This is a genomic window from Janthinobacterium sp. SUN120, assembly GCF_030397735.1.
Lineage (GTDB): Bacteria > Pseudomonadota > Gammaproteobacteria > Burkholderiales > Burkholderiaceae_D > Janthinobacterium > Janthinobacterium kumbetense.
Genome location: NZ_JAPUBW010000002.1, coordinates 1,750,248 through 1,770,125, shown reverse-complemented (window position 1 = coordinate 1,770,125; position 19,878 = coordinate 1,750,248). Strand labels below are relative to the sequence as shown.

Annotated in this window: 20 protein-coding genes; 8 read left to right on the top strand and 12 right to left on the bottom strand. The window is 61.8% G+C overall.

What is annotated here, in order from left to right; all coding sequences use genetic code 11:
• Positions 1 to 4: 4 nt before the first annotated feature.
• Both O0879_RS17695 and O0879_RS17690 read right to left on the bottom strand, forming a co-directional pair.
• Positions 5 to 2,155: an FUSC family membrane protein gene (locus O0879_RS17695; RefSeq protein WP_289917781.1), complete on the bottom strand. Its 2,151-nt coding sequence runs from the start codon at positions 2,153 to 2,155 to the stop codon at positions 5 to 7.
• Positions 2,156 to 2,245: 90 nt separating this feature from the next.
• Positions 2,246 to 3,934, bottom strand: a complete 1,689-nt coding sequence (locus O0879_RS17690) for a M14 family zinc carboxypeptidase (RefSeq protein ID WP_289917779.1) — start codon at positions 3,932 to 3,934, stop codon at positions 2,246 to 2,248.
• 150 nt (positions 3,935 to 4,084) lie between these two features.
• Between O0879_RS17690 and O0879_RS17685 the strand changes: the two genes are divergently transcribed.
• Positions 4,085 to 4,666 carry a hypothetical protein gene (locus O0879_RS17685; protein ID WP_289917778.1) on the top strand — a complete coding sequence of 194 codons (582 nt, stop codon included), beginning with the start codon at positions 4,085 to 4,087 and terminating at the stop codon, positions 4,664 to 4,666.
• Positions 4,667 to 4,734: 68 nt separating this feature from the next.
• Here the strand turns inward: O0879_RS17685 and O0879_RS17680 are convergent, their stop codons facing one another.
• The 6 genes from O0879_RS17680 to purB all read right to left on the bottom strand — a co-directional run bounded on the left by O0879_RS17680 (position 4,735) and on the right by purB (position 11,044).
• Complete coding sequence (locus tag O0879_RS17680) at positions 4,735 to 6,888, bottom strand: S46 family peptidase (RefSeq protein WP_251351326.1); 2,154 nt, start codon at positions 6,886 to 6,888, stop codon at positions 4,735 to 4,737.
• 306 nt (positions 6,889 to 7,194) lie between these two features.
• Positions 7,195 to 7,464 carry a GlsB/YeaQ/YmgE family stress response membrane protein gene (locus tag O0879_RS17675; RefSeq protein WP_071075198.1) on the bottom strand — a complete coding sequence of 90 codons (270 nt, stop codon included), beginning with the start codon at positions 7,462 to 7,464 and terminating at the stop codon, positions 7,195 to 7,197.
• A gap of 173 nt (positions 7,465 to 7,637) precedes the next feature.
• On the bottom strand, positions 7,638 to 8,213 hold the full coding sequence (locus O0879_RS17670; protein WP_289917775.1) for a YceI family protein: 576 nt from the start codon (positions 8,211 to 8,213) through the stop codon (positions 7,638 to 7,640).
• Between the two features lie 142 nt (positions 8,214 to 8,355).
• Positions 8,356 to 8,910, bottom strand: coding sequence for a YceI family protein (locus O0879_RS17665; RefSeq protein ID WP_289917773.1), 555 nt, complete (start codon positions 8,908 to 8,910; stop codon positions 8,356 to 8,358).
• 43 nt (positions 8,911 to 8,953) lie between these two features.
• Positions 8,954 to 9,478, bottom strand: coding sequence for a cytochrome b (locus O0879_RS17660; RefSeq protein WP_046684510.1), 525 nt, complete (start codon positions 9,476 to 9,478; stop codon positions 8,954 to 8,956).
• Positions 9,479 to 9,664: 186 nt separating this feature from the next.
• Positions 9,665 to 11,044, bottom strand: coding sequence for an adenylosuccinate lyase (gene purB / locus O0879_RS17655; RefSeq protein WP_289917771.1), 1,380 nt, complete (start codon positions 11,042 to 11,044; stop codon positions 9,665 to 9,667).
• 277 nt (positions 11,045 to 11,321) lie between these two features.
• On the opposite strand from purB, the gene O0879_RS17650 reads away from it, so the two are divergent.
• Entirely contained in the window at positions 11,322 to 11,936 is a 615-nt protein-coding gene (locus tag O0879_RS17650; protein ID WP_099666233.1) for a glutathione S-transferase N-terminal domain-containing protein, read from the top strand.
• A 58-nt stretch (positions 11,937 to 11,994) separates the two neighbouring features.
• On the opposite strand, the gene bfr is transcribed toward O0879_RS17650, so the two are convergent.
• Positions 11,995 to 12,471: a bacterioferritin gene (gene bfr, locus O0879_RS17645; protein WP_034745609.1), complete on the bottom strand. Its 477-nt coding sequence runs from the start codon at positions 12,469 to 12,471 to the stop codon at positions 11,995 to 11,997.
• A gap of 421 nt (positions 12,472 to 12,892) precedes the next feature.
• Between bfr and O0879_RS17640 the strand changes: the two genes are divergently transcribed.
• A complete protein-coding gene (locus O0879_RS17640; protein ID WP_077408815.1) occupies positions 12,893 to 13,573 on the top strand; it encodes a Fe2+-dependent dioxygenase in 681 nt (226 codons plus the stop codon).
• 154 nt (positions 13,574 to 13,727) lie between these two features.
• Here the strand turns inward: O0879_RS17640 and O0879_RS17635 are convergent, their stop codons facing one another.
• Together O0879_RS17635 and O0879_RS17630 are read right to left on the bottom strand one after the other, a co-directional pair.
• Positions 13,728 to 14,429, bottom strand: coding sequence for an energy transducer TonB (locus O0879_RS17635; protein WP_077409313.1), 702 nt, complete (start codon positions 14,427 to 14,429; stop codon positions 13,728 to 13,730).
• Between the two features lie 17 nt (positions 14,430 to 14,446).
• Positions 14,447 to 14,662 (bottom strand): (2Fe-2S)-binding protein, encoded by a 216-nt coding sequence (locus O0879_RS17630; RefSeq protein WP_289917769.1) that lies wholly within the window; start codon positions 14,660 to 14,662, stop codon positions 14,447 to 14,449.
• A gap of 412 nt (positions 14,663 to 15,074) precedes the next feature.
• Here O0879_RS17630 and O0879_RS17625 point away from each other — a divergent pair, with 412 nt between their 5' ends.
• From O0879_RS17625 to O0879_RS17610, 4 genes are all read left to right on the top strand, one after another.
• Positions 15,075 to 15,359, top strand: a complete 285-nt coding sequence (locus O0879_RS17625) for a FeoA family protein (RefSeq protein WP_077408814.1) — start codon at positions 15,075 to 15,077, stop codon at positions 15,357 to 15,359.
• 2 nt (positions 15,360 to 15,361) lie between these two features.
• Positions 15,362 to 17,263, top strand: a complete 1,902-nt coding sequence (locus tag O0879_RS17620) for a ferrous iron transporter B (protein WP_251351323.1) — start codon at positions 15,362 to 15,364, stop codon at positions 17,261 to 17,263.
• Between the two features lie 9 nt (positions 17,264 to 17,272).
• Complete coding sequence (locus O0879_RS17615) at positions 17,273 to 17,554, top strand: hypothetical protein (protein ID WP_289900615.1); 282 nt, start codon at positions 17,273 to 17,275, stop codon at positions 17,552 to 17,554.
• Between the two features lie 64 nt (positions 17,555 to 17,618).
• The gene (locus tag O0879_RS17610) at positions 17,619 to 17,780 is read left to right on the top strand and encodes a hypothetical protein (protein ID WP_161784184.1); all 162 of its coding nucleotides are present in this window, start codon (positions 17,619 to 17,621) and stop codon (positions 17,778 to 17,780) included.
• A gap of 35 nt (positions 17,781 to 17,815) precedes the next feature.
• On the opposite strand, the gene O0879_RS17605 is transcribed toward O0879_RS17610, so the two are convergent.
• Complete coding sequence (locus O0879_RS17605; RefSeq protein WP_354670190.1) at positions 17,816 to 18,820, bottom strand: AraC family transcriptional regulator; 1,005 nt, start codon at positions 18,818 to 18,820, stop codon at positions 17,816 to 17,818.
• 44 nt (positions 18,821 to 18,864) lie between these two features.
• Between O0879_RS17605 and O0879_RS17600 the strand changes: the two genes are divergently transcribed.
• Positions 18,865 to 19,854, top strand: coding sequence for an oxidoreductase (locus tag O0879_RS17600; RefSeq protein ID WP_289917766.1), 990 nt, complete (start codon positions 18,865 to 18,867; stop codon positions 19,852 to 19,854).
• The last annotated feature ends 24 nt before the right edge of the window (positions 19,855 to 19,878 follow it).

Below are 19,878 nucleotides of genomic sequence, written 5' to 3'. Positions count from 1 at the left end.
CAGCTTAGCGCGGTGCTACAATATGCACGATCGCCGCGCTATGTATCACGATCTTGTCCGCATCTGCCTGTAACAAGCGGATGCGGCGCTGCACCAGAGGCCAGCCCGACCAGGCCACGTCGCTGACGGGCGGCGCGGCAGGCACTGCCAGCGGGGCGCTGATGGCGGCCTGGTTGTCGAGCTGTTCCAGCGCGCGCGACAGGGTCAGACACACTTGCGTATGGCTGTGGCCAAGCAGGGCGTTGACGGGCGCGACGGGCAGCTGGCTGGCATGCCGGCCCAGGATGGAGCGCAGCGCCGCCACGTGGGCGACCAATAAATAATTTTGCACGATGAACAGGTTGATGTCTTCCACGGCCCGCTGCTTGCTGGCCGGTTCATCGAGCATGCGCACCAGCGCCGAGCTGAGCGCAGCCAGGCTGTCCATCAATCGCTTGCGCTCAATGCGGTAGGCGAAGTCATCGAAACATTTCCCCTGCAGCAGCGCGAAGCTGGCCTGCATATAGCTCACATTCACATTCAGCACCTGGCGCACCAGCCGTGGCAGGCTCTGGTATTCCCAATTGGCCAGCACGAAGCTGAACACGGTCGCCACTGCCGCGCCGATCAGGGTATCGATCAGGCGCTCGCTGACGAGGTTCGGGTTGCTGGGCGCCACCAGGTGCATTTGCAGCAGAATCATCAGGCTCACGGCGATGGCCGTGTAGCGGTAGCGCAAATAGATGAAGGTGGGCGTGGCCACGATGGAGAGGAACAGGATGGCCATCAGCACGATATTGCTGTGCACGAAGCGGATCACGATGGCCGTGATGATGCAGCCGATGATGGTGCCGATGATGCGGTCGGCGCGGCGCTGGCGCGTCATGCTGAACGTGGGGCGCAAGATGATGACGATGGTCAATACGATCCAGTAGCTGTGCGCCGCATATGGCAGCCAGTGTCCGATCAGCAATCCCACCGAGATGGCCATCGAGACGCGCAGGGCGAAGCGGAACACGGGCGAGTCCGGGCGCAGATTCGACAGCAGGGTTTTCAGTTCGTATTTCTGCTGCGACAAGAACGGCGCCATGTCCGCGCCGCTCCAGAACGGCACGTTGTCATACACTTTCTGGCTGGCCAAGTGCAATTCCGCGATCATTTTCAGAATGGCGCGGATCTTGTTGCGCTGCGCGCGCAGGGTGGCCAGCGCTTCCTGCGCAGCATCGCCTTTTGCGTGCAGACGGGCAATTTCCTCTTCGATATCGGCCCATTCCTTGTCGTAACTGATCTGCGCATACGAGGCGCGCTTGCGCGTGACGGCGTAGGCCACGGCTTCGATGTCGCGCGCCGCCTTGTAAGCCAGGTCGTGCAAGGATTTCAGCACGTCGGAGTCCGCCAGGTGCTGGCGCAGCAGCGCGTAATCCGTGTGCGTGGAGAGTATCAGTTCATACAGATCCAGCATGCACACGTGCACCTGCACGACGATAGCATCCTTGCTGTTCTTGTGGCTGCGCAAGATCAAGTCGCGCGATGCCTGCTGGCGGTCGGCCAGGATGCTTTGATGGCGCACAAGCTTGTTGAACTGTTCCGTCAGGTTAAAACGGGTGTCGTAGAAATCGGCCTTGATGTCGATGTAGGCGGCCAGTTCGAACAGGGCTTCGGCCAGCACTTGCTGCTTGATGCGGTGGCGCAAGACCCAGGCGATGGCCATGGCGTAGGCCAGATAGATGAGGCCACCGAGCATGAACAGGCCCGCATGGTGGAACGATTGCTGCCACGTCATCTGGTGCTCCATCGACATGGTCATGATGAACAGGGTGGCCAGCTGCAAGGGCATGGATTTCTTGCCGTACACCACCATCATGCTGGCGAGGAAACTCACGAGCACGAGCACCGTCATCAACAGCCACTGCACGGGGCCGCACAGGCTGATTAGCAAAGTGACGGCGCTGCACAGCAGCACGGAAGCGAGCATCTCATTGAACTTGTGGCGCAGCGGGCTGGGCATGTCCATCAGGGTTGTGCACAGGGCGCCGATGCACACCGTCATCGCGGTGGCGCTGTCGCTGATTTCCTGGGTCAGCAAGGCCAGGCCGACGAGACCGATGGCAACGCGCAAGCCCAGGTAAAAATAATGGCTGTAAATAAAGGTGCGCAGGTTCAGTGCGTAGTGCATGGGATTACCTTGTGGGTAGGGCACAGAAAGAGGCGCCGCACCGGGGTCTCCGATGCGGCGCCAGGATGTTGCAGTCGCTACAGCCTTGATTTACATCAGGGCAATCACGGGATATCTACGCCATTCTGGCTCGGCAAAGCGCTGGCAGTGTGCAAAGATGAAATTCAGCACGGCTTCCTGATTGCTCAGCAGGGCCGGATTCGCTGCTTTCCACTCGGCGAATTTGGCGGCCAGCGCCGGCTCGTCGCGCAGCAGCTCGGATGCCATGTCTTCGAACACGTAATCGGAGAACGCTTCTTTCTTCTCCAGCACGCTGTTGAAGAAACCCCAGCGGAAGAAGCTGTCGTGCGCCTGCGGCTCCAGGGTTTCCACGGCGTAGCGGGCGTTGTCCTGGTCCAGGCTGACGACATAATCGCCTGCCTGCACGGTGAACTGGCCCGTACGCGCTTCGAGTTCCACATTGTCGTGGAACATGTGGCCTTCGTAGGCCGTGGCCCGCGTGCCGACGTCGGTGATGTGGTAGTAGCGCGCCGTTATCGTCTGTTCGGTGGTGATGCGGCTCATTTCGACGCCGTTCCAGCGCAGCCGTTCGATGACTTCGCGCCACGCTTGCGGCACGATATAGGCTTTTGGCGCGGCCACGGTGACGTCCGCATCGAAGCGGTTGTAATACTTGATATCGCGTTCCCACGGCTGCGAGCGGTCATACGACAGGCGCTGGTAGTCGCCCAGGATACTCGGCGTGTATTGCGCCGCATAGCCCTTGAAGGGGAAGGTCGACGGCTGTTCTTCATTCATGGCCCAGTGGATCGGCCATGCGGCTTGCGTGCGTCCGGCCGCCTTCGCTTGCGCGCGCAGCTGCTTGATCTGTTCGCCATGTTTGACCGTGAACGCCATGGTGATGTCGAGCAGGGCGCGCATGGATGCGTAGCGGTCGGCAAACGGTTTCAGCATGTGCGTTTCCGGCATGAAACCAATGACGTGATGCAAGGCCGCAAACCCGGTCGAGAAACGGGGCACTTCGAGAAATTCGGCGATGCCGTGGTCGGGACTGTCCTTGACGGGATTCACGTACGGGCAGGTGGGCCAGCCAGCGTTTTCCATCTGGGCAAAGATGTGCGGCAGCATGGTGTCTTGCAGGAAGGGGCCGAGGCCATTGCCCAGCTTATCCGTCTGCGTGTGGATCAGGGTCATCGTGTACGGATAGTCGGCGCCGTTCGACGTGTGCGTGTCGACCATCACGTCCGGGTCCCAGCTGGCCAGCAGGCGGTTGAACACTTGCGCGTTCAGGCTGTCGCACTTGATGAAATCGCGGTTCAAGTCCAGATGGCGGCTGTTGCCGCGGAAACCGAATTGCTCCGGCCCATCCTGGTTCACGCGCGACGTGTTGGCGCGGTTCAGGCTGCCATCGACGTTGTAGATCGGAATGAACAGCAATACCGTGCTGCCCAGCGCCGCCAGGCGTTCCGGCTGCGTGCAGAGGTCGCGCACGATGGCCATGCAGGCGTCGATGCCTTCCGGTTCGCCCGGGTGGATGCCGTTATTGTTGAAGAATACGGTGCGGCCTGCGCGCTTGATTTGCTCGCGGTCAAACACGCCGTCCGCGCTGACGACGCCAGCGTGGATGGGCACGCCCGAGTCGGACAGGCCGATCTGTTCGAAGTGCAGCACCTGCGGATAGCGTGCGGCAAGATCTTGATAGAAGGTGATGCATTCCAGCCAGGTCGTGGTCTGGTTGTGGTTACCGAGTTCGTAGGTCGTGCGCAAGTCTGGTGGCATAGCGGTCTGAGTCTGGGAGGGGGAAGGCGCGCTGGGTAAGTACGCCCGCTAGGGGCCAATTGTAGCACCGGCGCTCCTGCCTTGAGGCGCCGCAGGGGCTTGTTGCCATACTTGTGTTATGAATACGTTTCACGCGCAAGGGGAGGCGGCATGGGCAAGGCGGCGATGGCAGCGATGGCGGCGCTGGTGTGGGGGATCGGCCTTTCGGCGCAGGCGGCGCCATTGCGCTTGCCTGCGGGCAAGGAACCGGTGGCGCAGGGCGGGTCTGTCACGGCCGTCGCGCAGGGCGCGTTGATACGCTACCGGGGCTGGCTGCTGGCCATCGATGGCGCCGTGCCGGAAGAACAGCCTGACATCGTGCTGACGTCGGCGGATGCGCGCCACGCGCCGCTGCTGCAGATCGGCGCCACGCAGCGCACCTTGCCCCTGTGGTCGGCCTTCGAGCTCGTCAAGGGAAGCGCGCGCCTGCGCATCACGGCGCTGCCGGGGCTTGAAGCGCTTCCCGCGCTGCTGCTGGACTTTGGCGAGAGCGATTACCGCATCGTGATTCACGCCGCCCCCATCGAGCGGCAAGCCCATCCACTGCTGGCGCAGCGCTTTCCCGGCGCCGACCTTGCCTTGCTGCTGCAGGATGGCCGGCGGGTCATGTTGCCGCTGGGAAGTGGCAGCGCGCAAGTGTTTGGCGCAGAGCAAGCCGTGCCTTACCGTTTTGCGAAAGTGAAAAAACGTTAGGCGAAAAAAAGCCACTCCCGCAGGAGTGGCTCAGGCTAAAGCGCCCGTTGCCGGGTTATTGCTTTTTGTTATTCAGCGCCCATTTCTTTCAGCAGGTTGTCTGCGTGGTCGATGTGTTTCATGTTCCACAGCATGTAGCGCAGGTCGACCTGGATCGAACGGGTGTTGGCCTTGTTGTAGTCCCAATCGGAAATGATCGAGTCCAAGGTGCCGTCGAAGGCCAGGCCGATAAATTCGCCTTTCGAGTTCAGCGCAGCCGAACCGGAATTGCCGCCGGTGATGTCCAGGGTCGCCAGGTAGTCGACCGGCACGGTTTTCAGCTTCGGATCGACGAATTTACCGAAGTCCTTGGCTTTGATCGCGGCCAGTTGATTTGCCGGTGCATTGAACTCGCCCTGGCCCGTGGCTTTGGCCACGACGCCATTGACGGTGGTGAACGCGGTCCAGGTGGTGCCGTCGGCGCCATGGTCACGGCCGGCAACGCGGCCGAAGGTGACGCGCAGGGTGCTGTTGGCGTCAGGATAGACGGCTTGGCCTTTGCTCTTCATGAAGGCAATTTTTGCTTTCATGTAGTTGGCGTAGGCTTGCTGGATCTTGCCGGCCAGTTCTTCGTCTTCCGCTTCGTTTTTCAGCGAATCCGGATACATGGCGACGGCTGCCTGGATGAAGCTGTCCTTGCTGGCCTGGAATTCGGCTGGCGTGCGTTTCAGCCATGCTGCGCGCTCGGCTTTGTCGGCCAGCTTGCTGCCCGCATACAGTTTGTCCAGGGCGGCGGACAGGTCGGCTTGCGACATGCCGTCCTTGATGCCGATGGCGGCGTCAAAGCTGGCGCGGCGCTGTGCTGCCGGTTGCGCGGCGTACTTGGCCAGGCTGTTCAGTACCAGCGCCTTGTCGACTTTTTCATCGTAGGTGCGCTCGACCGACGTGATGCCCGCTTCCAGGCGTGGCAAGTCGCGCGACTGGTAGCCGGACTTGCGTTCCGTGTCGGCCTTGGTGCTTTCGTTGGACAGACGGTACAGGCTGCGTGCCGTGTTCAGCAGGCGTGGCTGTGCGTAGCCCAGGAAGAAATCGCGCTTGGTGTCGGCATCGCGCTCGGCGATCAGCTTTTCCACTTGCTCGATGTCGCCGGCAAATTCCGCCTTGCGGGCAGCATTCGCGTTGACCCAGGTTTTCAGGGCTTCATGTTCTGCCGTCTTGCGTGCCAGGAAGTCGCTGCCAGCGTACGAATCGAGCATGCCTTGGCGGTTCTTGTAGTAATTGTTCACGCCAGCCACCTGGCCCGCGTATTTCAGGGCAACATCCTTGTTGTCCTTGGTTTCGCGCGCGATGATGGCCAGGGTTTCGCCCGACGCTTTCACGAAGGCCGGGTAGTTCCAGTCAAACGTGAATGCCACTTCCGATGGCAGGCGGTGACGGTTGGTGCGGCCAGGGTAGCCCAGCGCCATCACGAAATCGCCTTCTTTCAAGCCATCCTTGGCCAGTTTCAGCACGTGTTTTGGCTGGTATGGCACGTTGTCCTTGCTGAAGTCGGCAGCTTTGCCGTCCTTGCTGACGTAGGCGCGGTAGAAACCGTAGTCGCCCGTGTGGCGTGGCCACATCCAGTTGTCGGTGTCGCCGCCGAACTTGCCCACGCCGGCCGGAGGCGCGTGCACCAGGCGCACGTCGCGGATTTCCAGTTGCTTGATCAGGTAGAACTCCAGGCCGCCGTAGTAGCTCGACACGGTGCAGCGGAAACCCGCTTCTTTTTCGCATTCGGCGACCAGTTTCTTCTGGTTTTTCTCGATCGCGTCGATGCGTGCCTTGCCTTGCAGCTTGGCCACGTCGGCGGTGATGATCTTGTCGCTGACATTGGTCACGGCGGAGGTGACGAAGATGCGGCTGCCTGGGGCGGCCGGCAATTCTTCAGCGAACGTCTTGGCCAGGAAACCGTTGGCCAGCAAATCGCGCTCCTTGGTCGAATTGACCGCTACGCTGTTGTAGACGCAATGGTGGTTGGTGGCAACCAGGCCTTGCGGCGAGACGAACGAGGCCGAGCAACCGCCCAGGCTGACGATGGCGCCCATCGGGAACTCGGTCAGTTTGGTCAGGGTGGTCGGATCGAGTTTCAGTCCGGCCGCTTTCAGTTCCTTGGCTACTTGTGGCAGCTGTTGGGGCATCCACATGCCTTCGTCGGCGTGTGCGAAGTTGCTCAGGATAGCGAGCGCGATTAAAGATTTTTTCATTCGAGTTCTAGTCTTTTACATGAAGGGAAGTCGGAACCAACGTGTACCCAGTGTTTTTTCTCAGCGGGCGACCTAGAGTATCCGCACCGAACTCGCACTAGTCAATCACATTTTCCCGGCGGCATGTTTGTGGTTGCTTGTTTAAATGGTACTATTTTCGGCATCACAGGGGCAGAAAGCGGCTGCCAGCTGGCATTTTCCCGTGCCGCGGCTGTGGTATTGTCCATACAATTGTCCTGGCAGCAATAAAAATGGCCGGGCGCCTGCGCGGCCCGGCCACTTGCGGATGTGCTGCTTTTGGTCTGCTTAGCGTATTTTGCCGCGGCGCAAAAGATTTACGATGCCCAGCAGGATCACGGCGCCCAGGAACGAGACGAGCAGCGAAGACAGGCTGAAATTGTCGCTGTTGATGGTACCCGTGCCGAACAGGGGCGCCAGCAGCCAGCCGCCCAGGAAGGCGCCGACGATACCGACGACGATATTGAGGAAGATGCCCTGTTGCGCATCCGTTTTCATGACCATGCTGGCCAGCCAGCCGATGACACCGCCAATAACGATCCAGATAATGAAATTCATGTAATCCTCCGCGCGATGGATGAGTGGTTGTGCCAGAGCGGTGCGGCCTGCACGTCATGGCAAATTGATACTGATGCCGCACGATAGAAAAGTCCAGCGGATTCGCATGGCGCATGCAAAAGCCCGCCTGGCTGCGGGCAGCGAGGCGGGCTTGTCATGCGGCAAGGCAGTGTTTAATCGGCCTTGATGGCTTCCACCTGGATGGCCAGCTTGACTTCGGGCGAGAACGCCGGCATGCCGTAGTTCAAGCCAAAGTCGCTGCGCTTGAATTCTGCCGTGGCATCGGCGCCGCACACTTCACGCTTGTAGCGCGGGTGCATGATGCACTTGAACTTGCTTACGCTCAACTTGACGGGCTTGGTCACGCCCAGCAGGGTCAGTTCGCCATCGACTTCCACCAGTTGCTCGCCGTTGAACTTGAGCGACTTGCTCTTGTAGGTGATTTCAGGGAATTTCTCGACGTTGAACATGTCCGCTTTTTTCGCGTGCGTGTTCATGGCGTCCAGGCCGAAGTCGATTGAATCGGCATCGATGACGAGGTCCAGGCTGCCCGCCTTGGCGGCGCGGTCCAGGGTGACCGTCCCCTTGGTCTTGTTGAACTTGCCACGCCACACGGACATGCCCATGTGATCGGCTTCGAAGCTGGGGAACGTGTGCGTCGGGTCGAGGTTGTAGGTGTCGGTAGCGGCCATGGCCGAACCCGCGCCGGCGGCTGCCAGCACGGCGATCATCAAGTGCTTAAGTTTCATCAATATCCTAAAAAGAATCGGTTGGTGGTGTGATTTTAATCAGTAACGGTTGAAAAACGTTCAGGGCAAGGCGCCTTGCCGAAGGCAGTACGAATAGTACGACGAGGCAAGAGCAACGCAGCCATGGACGTTTTCTCAGGTGTTACTGCGCAGCGACGTGGAACTTGATGGTGACCTCGTCGGCAACCATGCTCGTGTCTTTCCACTCGCCTTCGCCGATGTTGTAGGTCAGGCGCTTGATCGGCAGGGCGCCGTCGAACGCATATTTACCGCCGTTGGCTTTCACCGTCAGGGGGAAGGTCACGTCGGTGGTCTTGCCTTTGATGCTCAGCTTGCCGCTGACCGTCAGCTTGCCCGCGCCAGCGGCCTTGATACTGCTCGAGACGAAGGTGGCTTTCGGGAACTGGGCCGCGTTGAACCATTCTTTCTTGGCCACTTCCTTGTTGTATTCCGGGTCGCCGATATCGATGCTGGCCGTCTCGATTTCCACCGACGCTTTCGACGCGTCCGGCGTGGCCGGGTTGTAATCGATGGCGATATTGAATTTCTTGAACTTCGCTTCCACGGGCACGTTCATTTGCTTGAACACGGCCGACACGCTGGTCTTGGCGGGATCGACTTTCAGCAGGGTGGCGGCAGTGGCGGCCACGGACAGGCCCAGCAGGGAAGCGAGGACGATGCGTTGGGTGGTTTTCATCTTATTTTTCCTGGAGTTTCAGTGAGCAAGGGTGAAGTCGGTGTTACGGCAGCATGCGTTTCAGTACGCCATCGCGGTCGATGAACTGGTGCTTCAGCGCCGCCAGCACATGGGCGGCCACGGCGGCGGCCATCGTCATGTTCAGAACATAATGAATCTCTTTTAAAAGTGGCTTAAGTTCCGGGTTCGGCGCCATGATGACGGGCAGCTGGAACAGACCCAGGTAGACCACGGGCACGCCGGCGGCCAGGGTGTACAGGTAGCCGGAGACGGGCACGGCGAAGATCAGGATGTACAGCAGCACGTGCATGGCGTCGGCCGCCTTCTTTTGCCAGGCCACCATGCTGGCCGGATGCGGCGGCGGCACATTGGCCTTGCGCCACAGCAGACGGATGGCGGCGATAGCCAGCACGGTCACGCCCAGCCACTTATGCCACGAGAAATATTTGAGCTTGGTGGGCGTCAGGCCGGGAATATCGACCATGACCAGGCCCATGACGAAGGCGCTGATGATCAGCAGGGCGGTCAGCCAGTGCAGGATGATGGCGGTGGTGGTGTAGCGTTGCATCGACGGCTTTCTTGAAAGTAGTACGTGTTAGGACTAATTCGGCCTAATATACCAAAGAAAAGCAAATTGCGCTGCGTGCTGCAGATTCTACAAGAAAGATTGCCGGAAAAACCGCGGGGCGGACAGCATTTGTGTGCTGGCCGCCCCGTGGGAGTGGGATCGTGAAGATCCCCATGTGGAAACTGCTTAGATGGCTTTGGCCAATTGCGCGGCGATACCGATGTAGTTAGCCGGCGTCATGGTCAGGAGCACGTCCTTGGCATCCTGCGGAATGGCCAGGCCATTGACGAAGGTTTGCAGCGCTTCTTTCGAGATGCCCTTGCCGCGCGTCAGCTCTTTCAGCTGCTCGTACGGGTTTTCGATGCCATAGCGGCGCATCACGGTTTGTACGGGCTCGGCCAACACTTCCCACGTCGCGTCCAGGTCTTGCGCCAGGCGCGCGTGGTTCACTTCCAGCTTGTTCAGGCCGCGCAGGCAGCTGTCATAGGCCAGCAGGGTGTAACCGAGGCCCACGCCGATATTGCGCAGCACGGTCGAATCGGTCAGGTCGCGCTGCATGCGCGAGACAGGCAGTTTTTCCGACAGGTGTTTCAGCACGGCGTTGGCCAGGCCCAGGTTGCCTTCCGAGTTTTCGAAGTCGATCGGGTTGACCTTGTGCGGCATGGTCGAGGAACCGATTTCGCCCGCTTTCAGTTTTTGCTTGAAGTAGCCCAGCGACACGTAGGTCCAGATGTCGCGGTTCAGGTCCAGCAAGATCGTGTTGGCGCGCGCGAAGGCGTCGAACAACTCGGCCATGTAGTCATGCGGCTCGATCTGGATGGTGTACGGGTTGAAGACCAGGCCCAGGCGCTGTTCGATGACGGCCTGCGAGAATGCCGGCCAGTCGAAGCCCGGGTAGGCCGACAGGTGGGCGTTGTAGTTGCCGACGGCGCCATTCATCTTGCCGAGGATTTCTACTTGTTCGATGCGTTTCACGGCGCGCTGCAGGCGGGCCACGACGTTGGCAAATTCCTTGCCCAGGGTGGTCGGGCTGGCCGTCTGGCCGTGCGTGCGCGACAGCATCGGCACGTCCGCATTATCGTGCGCGATCTGCGTCAGCTTGGCCACCAGGCCGTTCAAGGTCGGCAGCATCACGCCATCGCGGGCCGCTTTGAGCATCATGCCGTGCGAAGTGTTGTTGATGTCTTCCGAGGTGCAGGCGAAATGGATGAATTCCGACGCCGCCACCAGTTCCGGCACGTCCGCCACTTGTTCCTTCAGCCAGTACTCGACGGCCTTGACGTCATGGTTGGTGACCGCTTCGATGGCCTTGATGCGGGCCGCGTCGGCTTCCGAGAAGTCGGCTGCCATCTTGTCGAGCAGGGCGCTCGCTTCGGCCGAAAACGGCTTGATTTCGGCGAAACCGGCTTGCGACAGCGCTTGCAGCCAGGAGATTTCCACTTTCACGCGGTGGTGCATGAAACCGGCTTCGGACAGGATCGGGCGCAGCAGATCGGTCTTGCTGGCGTAGCGGCCATCGAGCGGAGACAGGGCCGACAGCGTGGAATACGGAGTAGTAGAAGTCATGAGAGCGGACGCAAGTTAAAGAAACGGTTGGCGTGTGGCGCGCGGGGAGGGCAGGGCTATTGCAATACAGCAACACTGACGGCGCCACAGTAAAGGGCGATTTTACCACCGCTGGCCGCTGGCCAGCCGTCCGTTGGCCGCCGGCACGCCGCTTTTGGACCGAATCCGGCGCCGATGCGGCGTGCCTGCCACACCCGCCGGGCCGCCGGGCGCGTGCTGCCAAACAGCGCTGCCGCCGATGCTATACTGCTTGCTGCTCCCTTACCTTAAAGTACCTATGAAACTGATCGGTTCCCTCGCCAGCCCGTATGTCCGCAAAGCCCGCATCGTGCTGGCGGAAAAAAAGCTCGACTATGTCTTCGAGCTGGAAAACGTGTGGGTGCCGGAAACCCGCATCGCCCAGGCCAATCCCCTGGGCAAGGTGCCCTGCCTGGTGATGGAGGATGGCAGCACCTTGATCGATTCGAAAGTCATCGTCGAATACCTCGACACGCTCACGCCCGTGTGCAAGCTGCTGCCGGCCGGCGGCAACGGCCGCGAGCGGGCCGATATCAAGAACTGGGAAGCGCTGGCCGACGGCATTCTCGACGCGGGCGTGCTGGTGCGCCTGGAGCGCACGCAGCGCCCGCCCGAGCAGCAAAGCGCGGCCTGGATCGCGCGCCAGCTGGACAAAGTCACCCTGGGCCTGGCGGCGCTGGAAGCGCGCCTGGGCGAGAGCGCGTATTGCGCCGGCAAGAACTACACGCTGGCCGACGTGGCCGTGGGCTGCACCCTGGGCTGGCTCAGCTTCCGCTTCCCGGAAATCGACTGGCGCGCCGATCACCCCGCGCTGGCGCGCCTGTTCGACAAATTGTCCGAACGCCCATCGTTCAAGGATACCGTGCCGCAGTAAAGGCGCGGACGTAAAAAAACCGGCGATTGCCGGTTTTTTTATCTGCCTCGAAGAAAAATTACTCTTCAATCGCCATCTGGCTTTGCAGGTAGTTCTGGATGCCGACTTTGGCGATCAGGTCGATCTGCGTTTCCAGCCAGTCGATATGTTCTTCCGTATCTTCCAGGATCATCAGGAACAGGTCGCGCGAGACGTAGTCGCCCGCTTTTTCGCTGATGGCGATGCCTTCCTTGACGGTGGCGTGTGCGGCGCGTTCCAGCTTCAAGTCGCATTCCAGCATTTCCGGCGTGTTCTCGCCGATCAGCAGTTTGTGCAGCGCTTGCAGGTTCGGCAGGCCGTCGAGCATCAGGATGCGGTCGATCAGCTTGTCGGCGTGTTTCATTTCGCCGATCGATTCTTCGTATTCCTTCTTGCCCAGCTTTTCCAGGCCCCAGTGCTTGTACATGCGCGCATGCAGGAAGTACTGGTTGATGGCCGACAGTTCATTGGTGAGCTGTGCGTTGAGCATGCGGATGACTTCTTTATCGCCCTTCATGGGATTTCCTTTGTTCTGTGTCGCGTTCGATGATGAAACCGGAGGCTGCTGGCGTTCACTGCCGGGTGGCGCTGGCTGCCTGGTGGCGCGCAGGTTGCCGGTTTCGCTATGCCCGCATGATAGCGCAAAATATGGGCGATTTCGGGCGGTAAACGGCATTTTTCCGTCTTTTTAACGTAAATATCGTGCGAATAAAACCCATTCTCAAATGGATTGGCACATTTTTCCGTTTTTTATTTGCTAAGGAAAATGATGGCCATTCTCATTCGCGTTCCTGGCGCTTTTTTGCTGCTGCTGGCGCGCCTGCATGGCCGCGCTGAAAAGGCGGGAAATGTTGCTCCGTTCTTGCTTTTGTGTCTTCTTGGGCGCTGCCGGCGATGCGATAATCAGGCAGCGATATTTACTGAAAAAGGATAGCAAGATGATGCTGCATATACCCGGCGTGCTGACGCCGGAACAGGTCACGCAGTTTCGCCAGCGCCTGGCGCAGACGGACTGGGTCGACGGGCGCGCCAGCGTCGGGGCACAAGGGGCGCAAGTCAAGCGCAACCGCCAGCTGGCGGAAGGTTCGCCGCTGGCGCTGGAACTGGGCGAGATCGTCAGCCGTGCGCTGATGGCCAATCCCCTGTTCTTTTCCGCCGTGCTGCCGCTGCGCATCCTGCCGCCGTTCTTCAACAGCTATGCGGGCGGCGAGCACTATGGCCTGCATATCGACGGCGCCATCCGCACGCCGAAAAACGGCATGCAATCGATGCGCGCCGACGTCTCGTCGACCGTGTTTTTGAGCGAGCCGGACGAGTACGAAGGCGGCGAGCTGGTGGTGGTCGACGCGTATGGCACGCATGAAGTGAAATTGCCGGCCGGCGACGTGATCGTGTATCCGTCGAGCAGCGTGCATCAGGTGCTGCCCGTCACCAGCGGCGAGCGCATCTGCTCCTTCCTGTGGACGCAAAGCATGGTGCGCGAGGATTGGAAGCGCAGCATGCTGTTTGAGCTCGATCAAAACATCCAGAGCGTGCGCGGAGAACACGGCGATTCGCCGGCGACGGTGGGCTTGACGGGGCATTATCACAATCTGCTCAGGATGTGGGCGGAGATGTAGCGCGCAAAAAAAAGTCTGCCTGGCCCGGGGATGTAGGCTGGCAGACTGAAACAAGCAGTTGCTTGACTGGTACAGAAAACAGGGCGCAAAAAAGCAAGCAGGGCACAGGGTGCGGTGCTTGCGGGCTGGCAGCGGCGCAAGGGCCGCCGGAAGGCTAGCTCAGTTGGAAGGTCAGCGGTACTAACACGTACACGGGAACAGGCTTGCCGTTCTCGATCATCGGCTTGAACAGCGCGCGCTGGGCGGCTTGGCGGCCCGCTTCATCGAGGTTGCCGTAGCCGGTCGATTTATGAATCAGGATTTGCTCGGGCAAGCCCTTTTCATTGATCAGGATGCGCAACACCACGGTGCCGCTTTCGCCCAGGCGGCGCGACAGATTCGGGTAGATCAGTTGCGGCGCCTTGATGTATTCGACGCTGCTGACGGTGCGCGGCGTCGACGGTGCCGGTGGCGTCGGCGACGGTGTCGATGGCGCTGTCGGCGCGGCGGTGGCAACCGGTGCCGCTTCGGCGCGCGTCGGCTGCGGCGGCGTGATCGTCGGTTCGCTCGGCGCTACGGCGATCAGCGGCAGCGGCGGGATCACGGCGCGCGGCACGGGGGCGCTCAATTCCACGGTTTTCGGTACGGACGGTGCCGGCGGCTTGGGCGGCGCCGGCGGGGCGATGATGCTGATGGTGGTAATGGTCGGCATGGCCGCCGTGACCACACGGCTCAGCAGGCCGCTCTGGATGGCGTAAAAGCCGGCGATGTGCAGGACGACGATGGCCATCAGCGGCGCGAATTTGTTGCGCTTCTTGTCGAAGTCGGCAAATTGCTGCACGGCCTGCACCGTTACGGGCGGGGGCATCATCGTCATGGCGTTCATCGCTTTCTTTAGTTTGTCAGTACAGCTCGCATCAATACGGTTTCTTGCAGCGCCGCGGTGGCGTTCAGGTGATCGTTCAGCACTTCCCGCGCGCAGGTGTGGCATTTGCCGCAGCAGGTGGCCACGCCCAGGTCGCGGCGCAGTTCGGCCATGCTGGACAGGCCAAGATCGACGGCTTGACGGATTTCACGATCAGATATGTTGTTGCAGACACATACAATCATTGATACACCTTCTGGCTGGAGGATGAACAGACACTAGTGCTGGAAAGCATTGTTGCTAGTGTTTTAATGAGAATCATTATCATTACGTTTCATTGTCGCGCAAAGCGGGGGACAATGCAAGTGATTTTGATCAAGTGTGCGGCAATTGGCGGCCTGGCGCCGCAGCTTCACAGGCCATGTTTCCGAATGACGCAGCCCTTGATGGGGGCGGCTCTCCGGGCTAAATAAAAACTATTCGCATTCATGTTTATAATGCTGGTATTGTCTCGGACGGTCACCGTCTGGACAGATTGAATGGCCGCTTGTCGGTAATGCGCAACAGTTGCGTTTTACGTCACAAACCTGGAACCGGTGCAAGGCGCCTTGCGCCGTCGCCGGTATCAGGTGTTCTTAATTTGAACGGAATTTGCTCATGACTCTAGTTCCACCCATGATGACGCTCGATGCGCTGGCAGTCGGCCAGAGCGGCACGGTGTTGCATATCACGCCCCACACGGCAGGACAGACGGAGGACGGCGTCGACCTGGCCCGCCGCCTGATGGAGCTGGGGTTCGTTCCCGGCGAACGAATCCGCATGCTCAAGCGCGGCATTCCCGGCGGCGATCCGCTGGCCATCAAGGTCGGCAATGCCACGTTCGCACTGCGCCGCTTCGAAGCGGCGCTGATTACGATTCAACCGCTGCTTCAACCGGAATGACCATGGGTGCTGTCGAAACTATCGTGGATGCAGGCGTGCACAAGCCGCCGCATCAGCCACAAATTGCCTTGCTGGGCAATCCGAACTGCGGCAAGACCGCCCTGTTCAACCGTTTGACGGGCGCGCGCCAGAAAGTGGCGAACTACGCCGGCGTGACCATCGAGCGCAAGGAAGGCCATTTCACCTCGCCAGCCGGCAAGCCCGTGCGCCTGCTCGACCTGCCGGGCGCCTACAGCCTGTCGGCCACCACGCCCGATGAAGCCATCACGCGCGACGTGGTGGGCGGCTTGCGCCGCGGCGACCCGCGTCCGGACGCCATCATCTGCGTCGTCGACGCCACCAACCTGCGCCTGAATCTGCGCCTGGTGCTGGAAGTCAAGCGCCTGGGCCTGCCCATGCTGCTGGCGCTGAACATGACGGACGTGGCGCGCAAGCGCGGCATGCTGATCGACACGGTGAAACTGTCGCAGGAACTGGGCATGCCCGTGGTGGAAACCGTGGCGGTGCAGCACGATGGCGAAAAAGCCTTGCTGAACGCCATCGACGCCATGCTGCCGCTGCCGGCAGTGGAAGCGAAACCGCTGGCGGCCATCGATGCCGTCACCGTCGAAGAAACCCAGCGCGAAGTGCGCCGCATCCTGTCCGCCGTCAGCAATGACACGAGCGACAAGGGCAACCTGACGGAAAAGATCGACGACGTGGTGCTGCACCCCGTGTTCGGTCCCATCATCCTGGCCGTGCTGATGTTCCTGATCTTCCAGGCCGTGTTTGCCTGGGCCGCCACGCCGATGGAAATGATCACCGATGGCGTGGGCCACCTGGGCGCCGTGCTGACGGCGAACATGCCAGACGGTCACCTGAAAAGCTTGCTGGTGGAAGGCATCATCGGCGGCGTCGGCAGCGTGCTGGTGTTCCTGCCGCAGATCCTGATCCTGTTCTTCTTCATCCTGAGCCTGGAAGACTGCGGCTACCTGCCGCGCGCCGCCTTCCTGCTGGACCGCCTGATGGGCGGCGTGGGCTTGTCCGGCCGCGCCTTCATCCCGCTGCTGTCGAGCTTTGCCTGCGCCATTCCCGGCGTGATGGCGGCGCGCACCATCCAGAATCCGCGCGACCGCCTGGTCACCATCATGATCGCGCCGCTGATGACGTGCTCGGCGCGCCTGCCCGTGTATGCGCTGATCATCGCCGCCTTCATCCCGGAACGCCAGGTATGGGGCTATCTGAGCCTGCAAGGCCTAGTACTGTTCGTGCTGTACTTCGCCGGCATCATCTCGGCCATGGCCGTGGCCTGGGTCATGAAGCGCGGCATGGGCGTGCGCGGCAACCAGCCGCTGATGCTGGAATTGCCCGCCTATCACTGGCCGCACCTGCGCAACCTGGCCGTCAGCCTGTGGGAGCGCGCGAAGATCTTCCTGACGCGCGTCGGTACCATCATCCTGAGCCTGATGATCATCCTGTGGTTCCTCAGCACCTTCCCCGGCGCGCCGGATAACGCCATCCATCCGCCGATCTACTACAGCCTGGCCGGCATCCTGGGCCGCGGCCTGGAAGTGATCTTCGCGCCCATCGGCTTCAACTGGCAGATCTGCATCGCGCTGGTGCCGGGCATGGCGGCGCGCGAAGTGGCCGTCGGAGCCCTGGGTACCGTGTATGCGCTGTCGCAGACGGGCGATGCGCTGGCCACCACCCTGGAGCCGCTGATCGCCCATTCGTGGTCGCTGGCGACCGCGCTGTCCTTGCTGGCCTGGTATGTGTTCGCGCCGCAGTGCCTGTCGACGCTTTCCGTGGTCAAGCGCGAGACGGGCGGCTGGCGCTATCCGCTGCTGATGGCCGGCTACATGTTTGCCCTGGCGTATGCCGCCTCGTTCATCACGTACCGTGTCGCCCTGATGCTGGGCGCTTAGGAGAAAACCATGTGGCAAACCCTCATCGTCGCCCTGATCGTCGCAGCCGCGCTGCTGCATTTTTCGACCAAGTACCTGCCGGCGGGCGTGCGCCGCGCCATCGTGCGGGGCCTCGTGCGCTGCGGCCTCGATGAGGCGAAGATGTCGACCTTCTTCAAGGTGGCGCCGGGCTGCGGTAGCGGTTGCGGTTCCTGCGGCTCGTGCGACAGCCCGCCGCCGCCGTCAAGCACGCCGCCAGCCGATGGCAGCAGCAAGCGCGTGATCCTGATGCAGGTGCAGCGCCAGGACTGATGTACGTCTAGCCACGGGCGCGCCCGTGGGCTACACTGGGCTTTCCGTATGGCAAGGAGTGGCAATGGCGATACTGTTGATCTTCATGTTTTTGTTTGCGGTCGCCACCTGGCTGCTGGCCAGCCGGCGCGGCCGCCACGGGGGACTGTGGTTCGGCATCGGCCTGTTTCTCGGACCGTTTGCCTTGCTGGCGGTGGCGGCCCTGCCGCCCGTGCCGGCGCGCTGACCTTGTATGATTAAAACCCGCAAGCGCGGGTTTTTTTACGCCTGCGCGTTCGCGTGGCGCAGCCGGTACTGGCGCGGCGAGCAAGCCATGACGCGCTTGAAGGCGTGGCTGAAGGCGCTGTCGGAATCGTAGCCCAGCGCCTGCGCAATCAAGGTGACGGGTGCGCTGCCGTCCTTCAGGCGCCGCGTGGCCAGGCGCATGCGCCAGCGCAGCAGGTAGTCGAGCGGCGTCACGCCCACCCGCTTCTTGAAGTGCAAGGCAAAGGCGGAGCGCGACTGCCCCGCGACGGTAGCCAGCTGCGACAAGGTCCAGCGCCGCGCCGGTTGCGCGTGCATGGCCTCGATGGCGGCGCGCAGCCGTGGATCGGCCAGCGCGAACAGCCAGCCTACCGGGTGCGAGGCCTGCGCTTCAAGATACTGGCGCAGCATTTGCAGCAGCATCATGTGACCCAGGTGGCGCGTCATCAGCGCCGCGCCGGGCGCCGTCGCCTGCAGTTCCTGTGCCAGCCGTTGCAAGGCCCAGTGCAGCACGCTGGCCTGGTCCGTATCGCCGCGCACGTGCAGCAGCGGCGGCAGGCAGTCGAGCAGGATGGCCGCCTCGTCGCCAAAGTGGAAGCGTCCGCCGATGAGGAAGAAATCGTGCTGCGGCGCGCCGTGGCGGGCCACGCCCTGTTGCGTATGCCGGTACACTTCCAGCGCTGGCGCGGCCGGCAAGCCGGGCGTGCTGGCCAGGGTGAACGCGCGTCCCGGCGCCAGCAGGAAGCAGTCGCCCGTCTGCAGCTGCACGGGAGCGTCGATGCCCGCGACCGTCAGCCAGCAAGCGCCTTCGATCACGGCGTTGAACTTGATGCCGTCCGGCGGCGGAAAATCGATGGCCCACTCGCCGCCCGCCTTCAGGCCGGCAAAGTAGGAGCTGCGCGTATCAAACAGCGAGAGTACATCGGAGAGCAAATCCATGGTGGCGGCAATTCTGGACGATGGCGATAGTATTACGGATTTTACGCCATTCACCGTCCAGAACTGCTCGCGCAAAATACGCATGTCGTCAGCCATCCCGCGCTGGCCACCCACATGCAGAGGCAGACATGACATACGGCGATCACAGGCAAATTCCCCTTCATTCCGGCTTCGGCGCGGCCACGACCGCCAGCGAGGTGCTGGCCGGCTGCGACCTGTCCGGCGTGCAGGCCATCGTCACGGGCGGCGCGTCGGGCCTGGGGCGGGAAACGGTGCGCGTGCTGGCCGGCGCCGGCGCCAGGGTGCTGGTGCCGGCGCGCGACCAGCATCAGGCGCAAGCGGCCCTGGCCGGCATGGCCGGCGTGGAGGTCGCGGCGCTCGACTTGCTCGATCCGCAATCGATTGACGCATTCGCGGCCGCCTTCCTTGCCACCGGCCGCACCCTGCACCTGCTGGTGAACGGCGCCGGCATCATGGCCATGCCCTTGCTGCGCGATGCGCGTGGCTACGAGGCGCAGTTCGCGACGAATCACCTGGGGCATTTCCAGCTGACGGCGCGCCTGTGGCCCGCCTTGCGGCAGGCGCAGGGCGCGCGCGTCGTGTGCGTGTCGTCGCTGGGACACCGGCAGGCGGGCGTCGACCTGGACGACCCGCATTTCCTGCGCCAGCCGTACGACAAATGGCGCGCATATGCGCAGTCGAAAAGCGCCAATGCGCTGTTTGCCGTGGAACTGGACCGTCGCGGCGCGGCGCACGGCGTGCGCGCCTTTTCGCTGCATCCGGGCGCCATCCTGACGCCGCTGGTGCGCCACCTGGACCAGGATGATTTGCGCAGGGTGGGAGCGCTTGACGATGCGGGCCAGGTGAATCCGCCGCCGCAGTCGGGTTTCAAGAATGTGGCGCAGGGAGCGGCCACCACCGTCTGGTGCGCCACCAGCGCGCAGCTTGAGGGCATTGGCGGCGTGTATTGCGAGGATGGCGATATCGCCCCCTTGGTGGAGGACGACAGCATGGGGCCGGGCGTGCGGCGCTGGGCCATCGATCCCGGGCAGGCAAGCCGGCTATGGATGCTGAGCGAACAGATGACGGGCGTGCGCTTCGATTGCGACGCGGCATAAAAAATGCCGGGCAAGGCCCGGCAT

What these genes read in the sequence shown, in the direction of transcription:
- O0879_RS17695 (WP_289917781.1), bottom strand. Translation starts at nt 2,155, where the DNA reads ATGCACTACGCACTGAACCTGCGCACCTTTATTTACAGCCATTATTTT.
- O0879_RS17690 (WP_289917779.1), bottom strand. Translation starts at nt 3,934, where the DNA reads ATGCCACCAGACTTGCGCACGACCTACGAACTCGGTAACCACAACCAG.
- O0879_RS17685 (WP_289917778.1), top strand. Translation starts at nt 4,085, where the DNA reads ATGGGCAAGGCGGCGATGGCAGCGATGGCGGCGCTGGTGTGGGGGATC.
- O0879_RS17680 (WP_251351326.1), bottom strand. Translation starts at nt 6,888, where the DNA reads ATGAAAAAATCTTTAATCGCGCTCGCTATCCTGAGCAACTTCGCACAC.
- O0879_RS17675 (WP_071075198.1), bottom strand. Translation starts at nt 7,464, where the DNA reads ATGAATTTCATTATCTGGATCGTTATTGGCGGTGTCATCGGCTGGCTG.
- O0879_RS17670 (WP_289917775.1), bottom strand. Translation starts at nt 8,213, where the DNA reads ATGAAACTTAAGCACTTGATGATCGCCGTGCTGGCAGCCGCCGGCGCG.
- O0879_RS17665 (WP_289917773.1), bottom strand. Translation starts at nt 8,910, where the DNA reads ATGAAAACCACCCAACGCATCGTCCTCGCTTCCCTGCTGGGCCTGTCC.
- O0879_RS17660 (WP_046684510.1), bottom strand. Translation starts at nt 9,478, where the DNA reads ATGCAACGCTACACCACCACCGCCATCATCCTGCACTGGCTGACCGCC.
- purB (WP_289917771.1), bottom strand. Translation starts at nt 11,044, where the DNA reads ATGACTTCTACTACTCCGTATTCCACGCTGTCGGCCCTGTCTCCGCTC.
- O0879_RS17650 (WP_099666233.1), top strand. Translation starts at nt 11,322, where the DNA reads ATGAAACTGATCGGTTCCCTCGCCAGCCCGTATGTCCGCAAAGCCCGC.
- bfr (WP_034745609.1), bottom strand. Translation starts at nt 12,471, where the DNA reads ATGAAGGGCGATAAAGAAGTCATCCGCATGCTCAACGCACAGCTCACC.
- O0879_RS17640 (WP_077408815.1), top strand. Translation starts at nt 12,893, where the DNA reads ATGATGCTGCATATACCCGGCGTGCTGACGCCGGAACAGGTCACGCAG.
- O0879_RS17635 (WP_077409313.1), bottom strand. Translation starts at nt 14,429, where the DNA reads ATGACGATGATGCCCCCGCCCGTAACGGTGCAGGCCGTGCAGCAATTT.
- O0879_RS17630 (WP_289917769.1), bottom strand. Translation starts at nt 14,662, where the DNA reads ATGATTGTATGTGTCTGCAACAACATATCTGATCGTGAAATCCGTCAA.
- O0879_RS17625 (WP_077408814.1), top strand. Translation starts at nt 15,075, where the DNA reads ATGACTCTAGTTCCACCCATGATGACGCTCGATGCGCTGGCAGTCGGC.
- O0879_RS17620 (WP_251351323.1), top strand. Translation starts at nt 15,362, where the DNA reads ATGGGTGCTGTCGAAACTATCGTGGATGCAGGCGTGCACAAGCCGCCG.
- O0879_RS17615 (WP_289900615.1), top strand. Translation starts at nt 17,273, where the DNA reads ATGTGGCAAACCCTCATCGTCGCCCTGATCGTCGCAGCCGCGCTGCTG.
- O0879_RS17610 (WP_161784184.1), top strand. Translation starts at nt 17,619, where the DNA reads ATGGCGATACTGTTGATCTTCATGTTTTTGTTTGCGGTCGCCACCTGG.
- O0879_RS17605 (WP_354670190.1), bottom strand. Translation starts at nt 18,820, where the DNA reads ATGCGTATTTTGCGCGAGCAGTTCTGGACGGTGAATGGCGTAAAATCC.
- O0879_RS17600 (WP_289917766.1), top strand. Translation starts at nt 18,865, where the DNA reads ATGACATACGGCGATCACAGGCAAATTCCCCTTCATTCCGGCTTCGGC.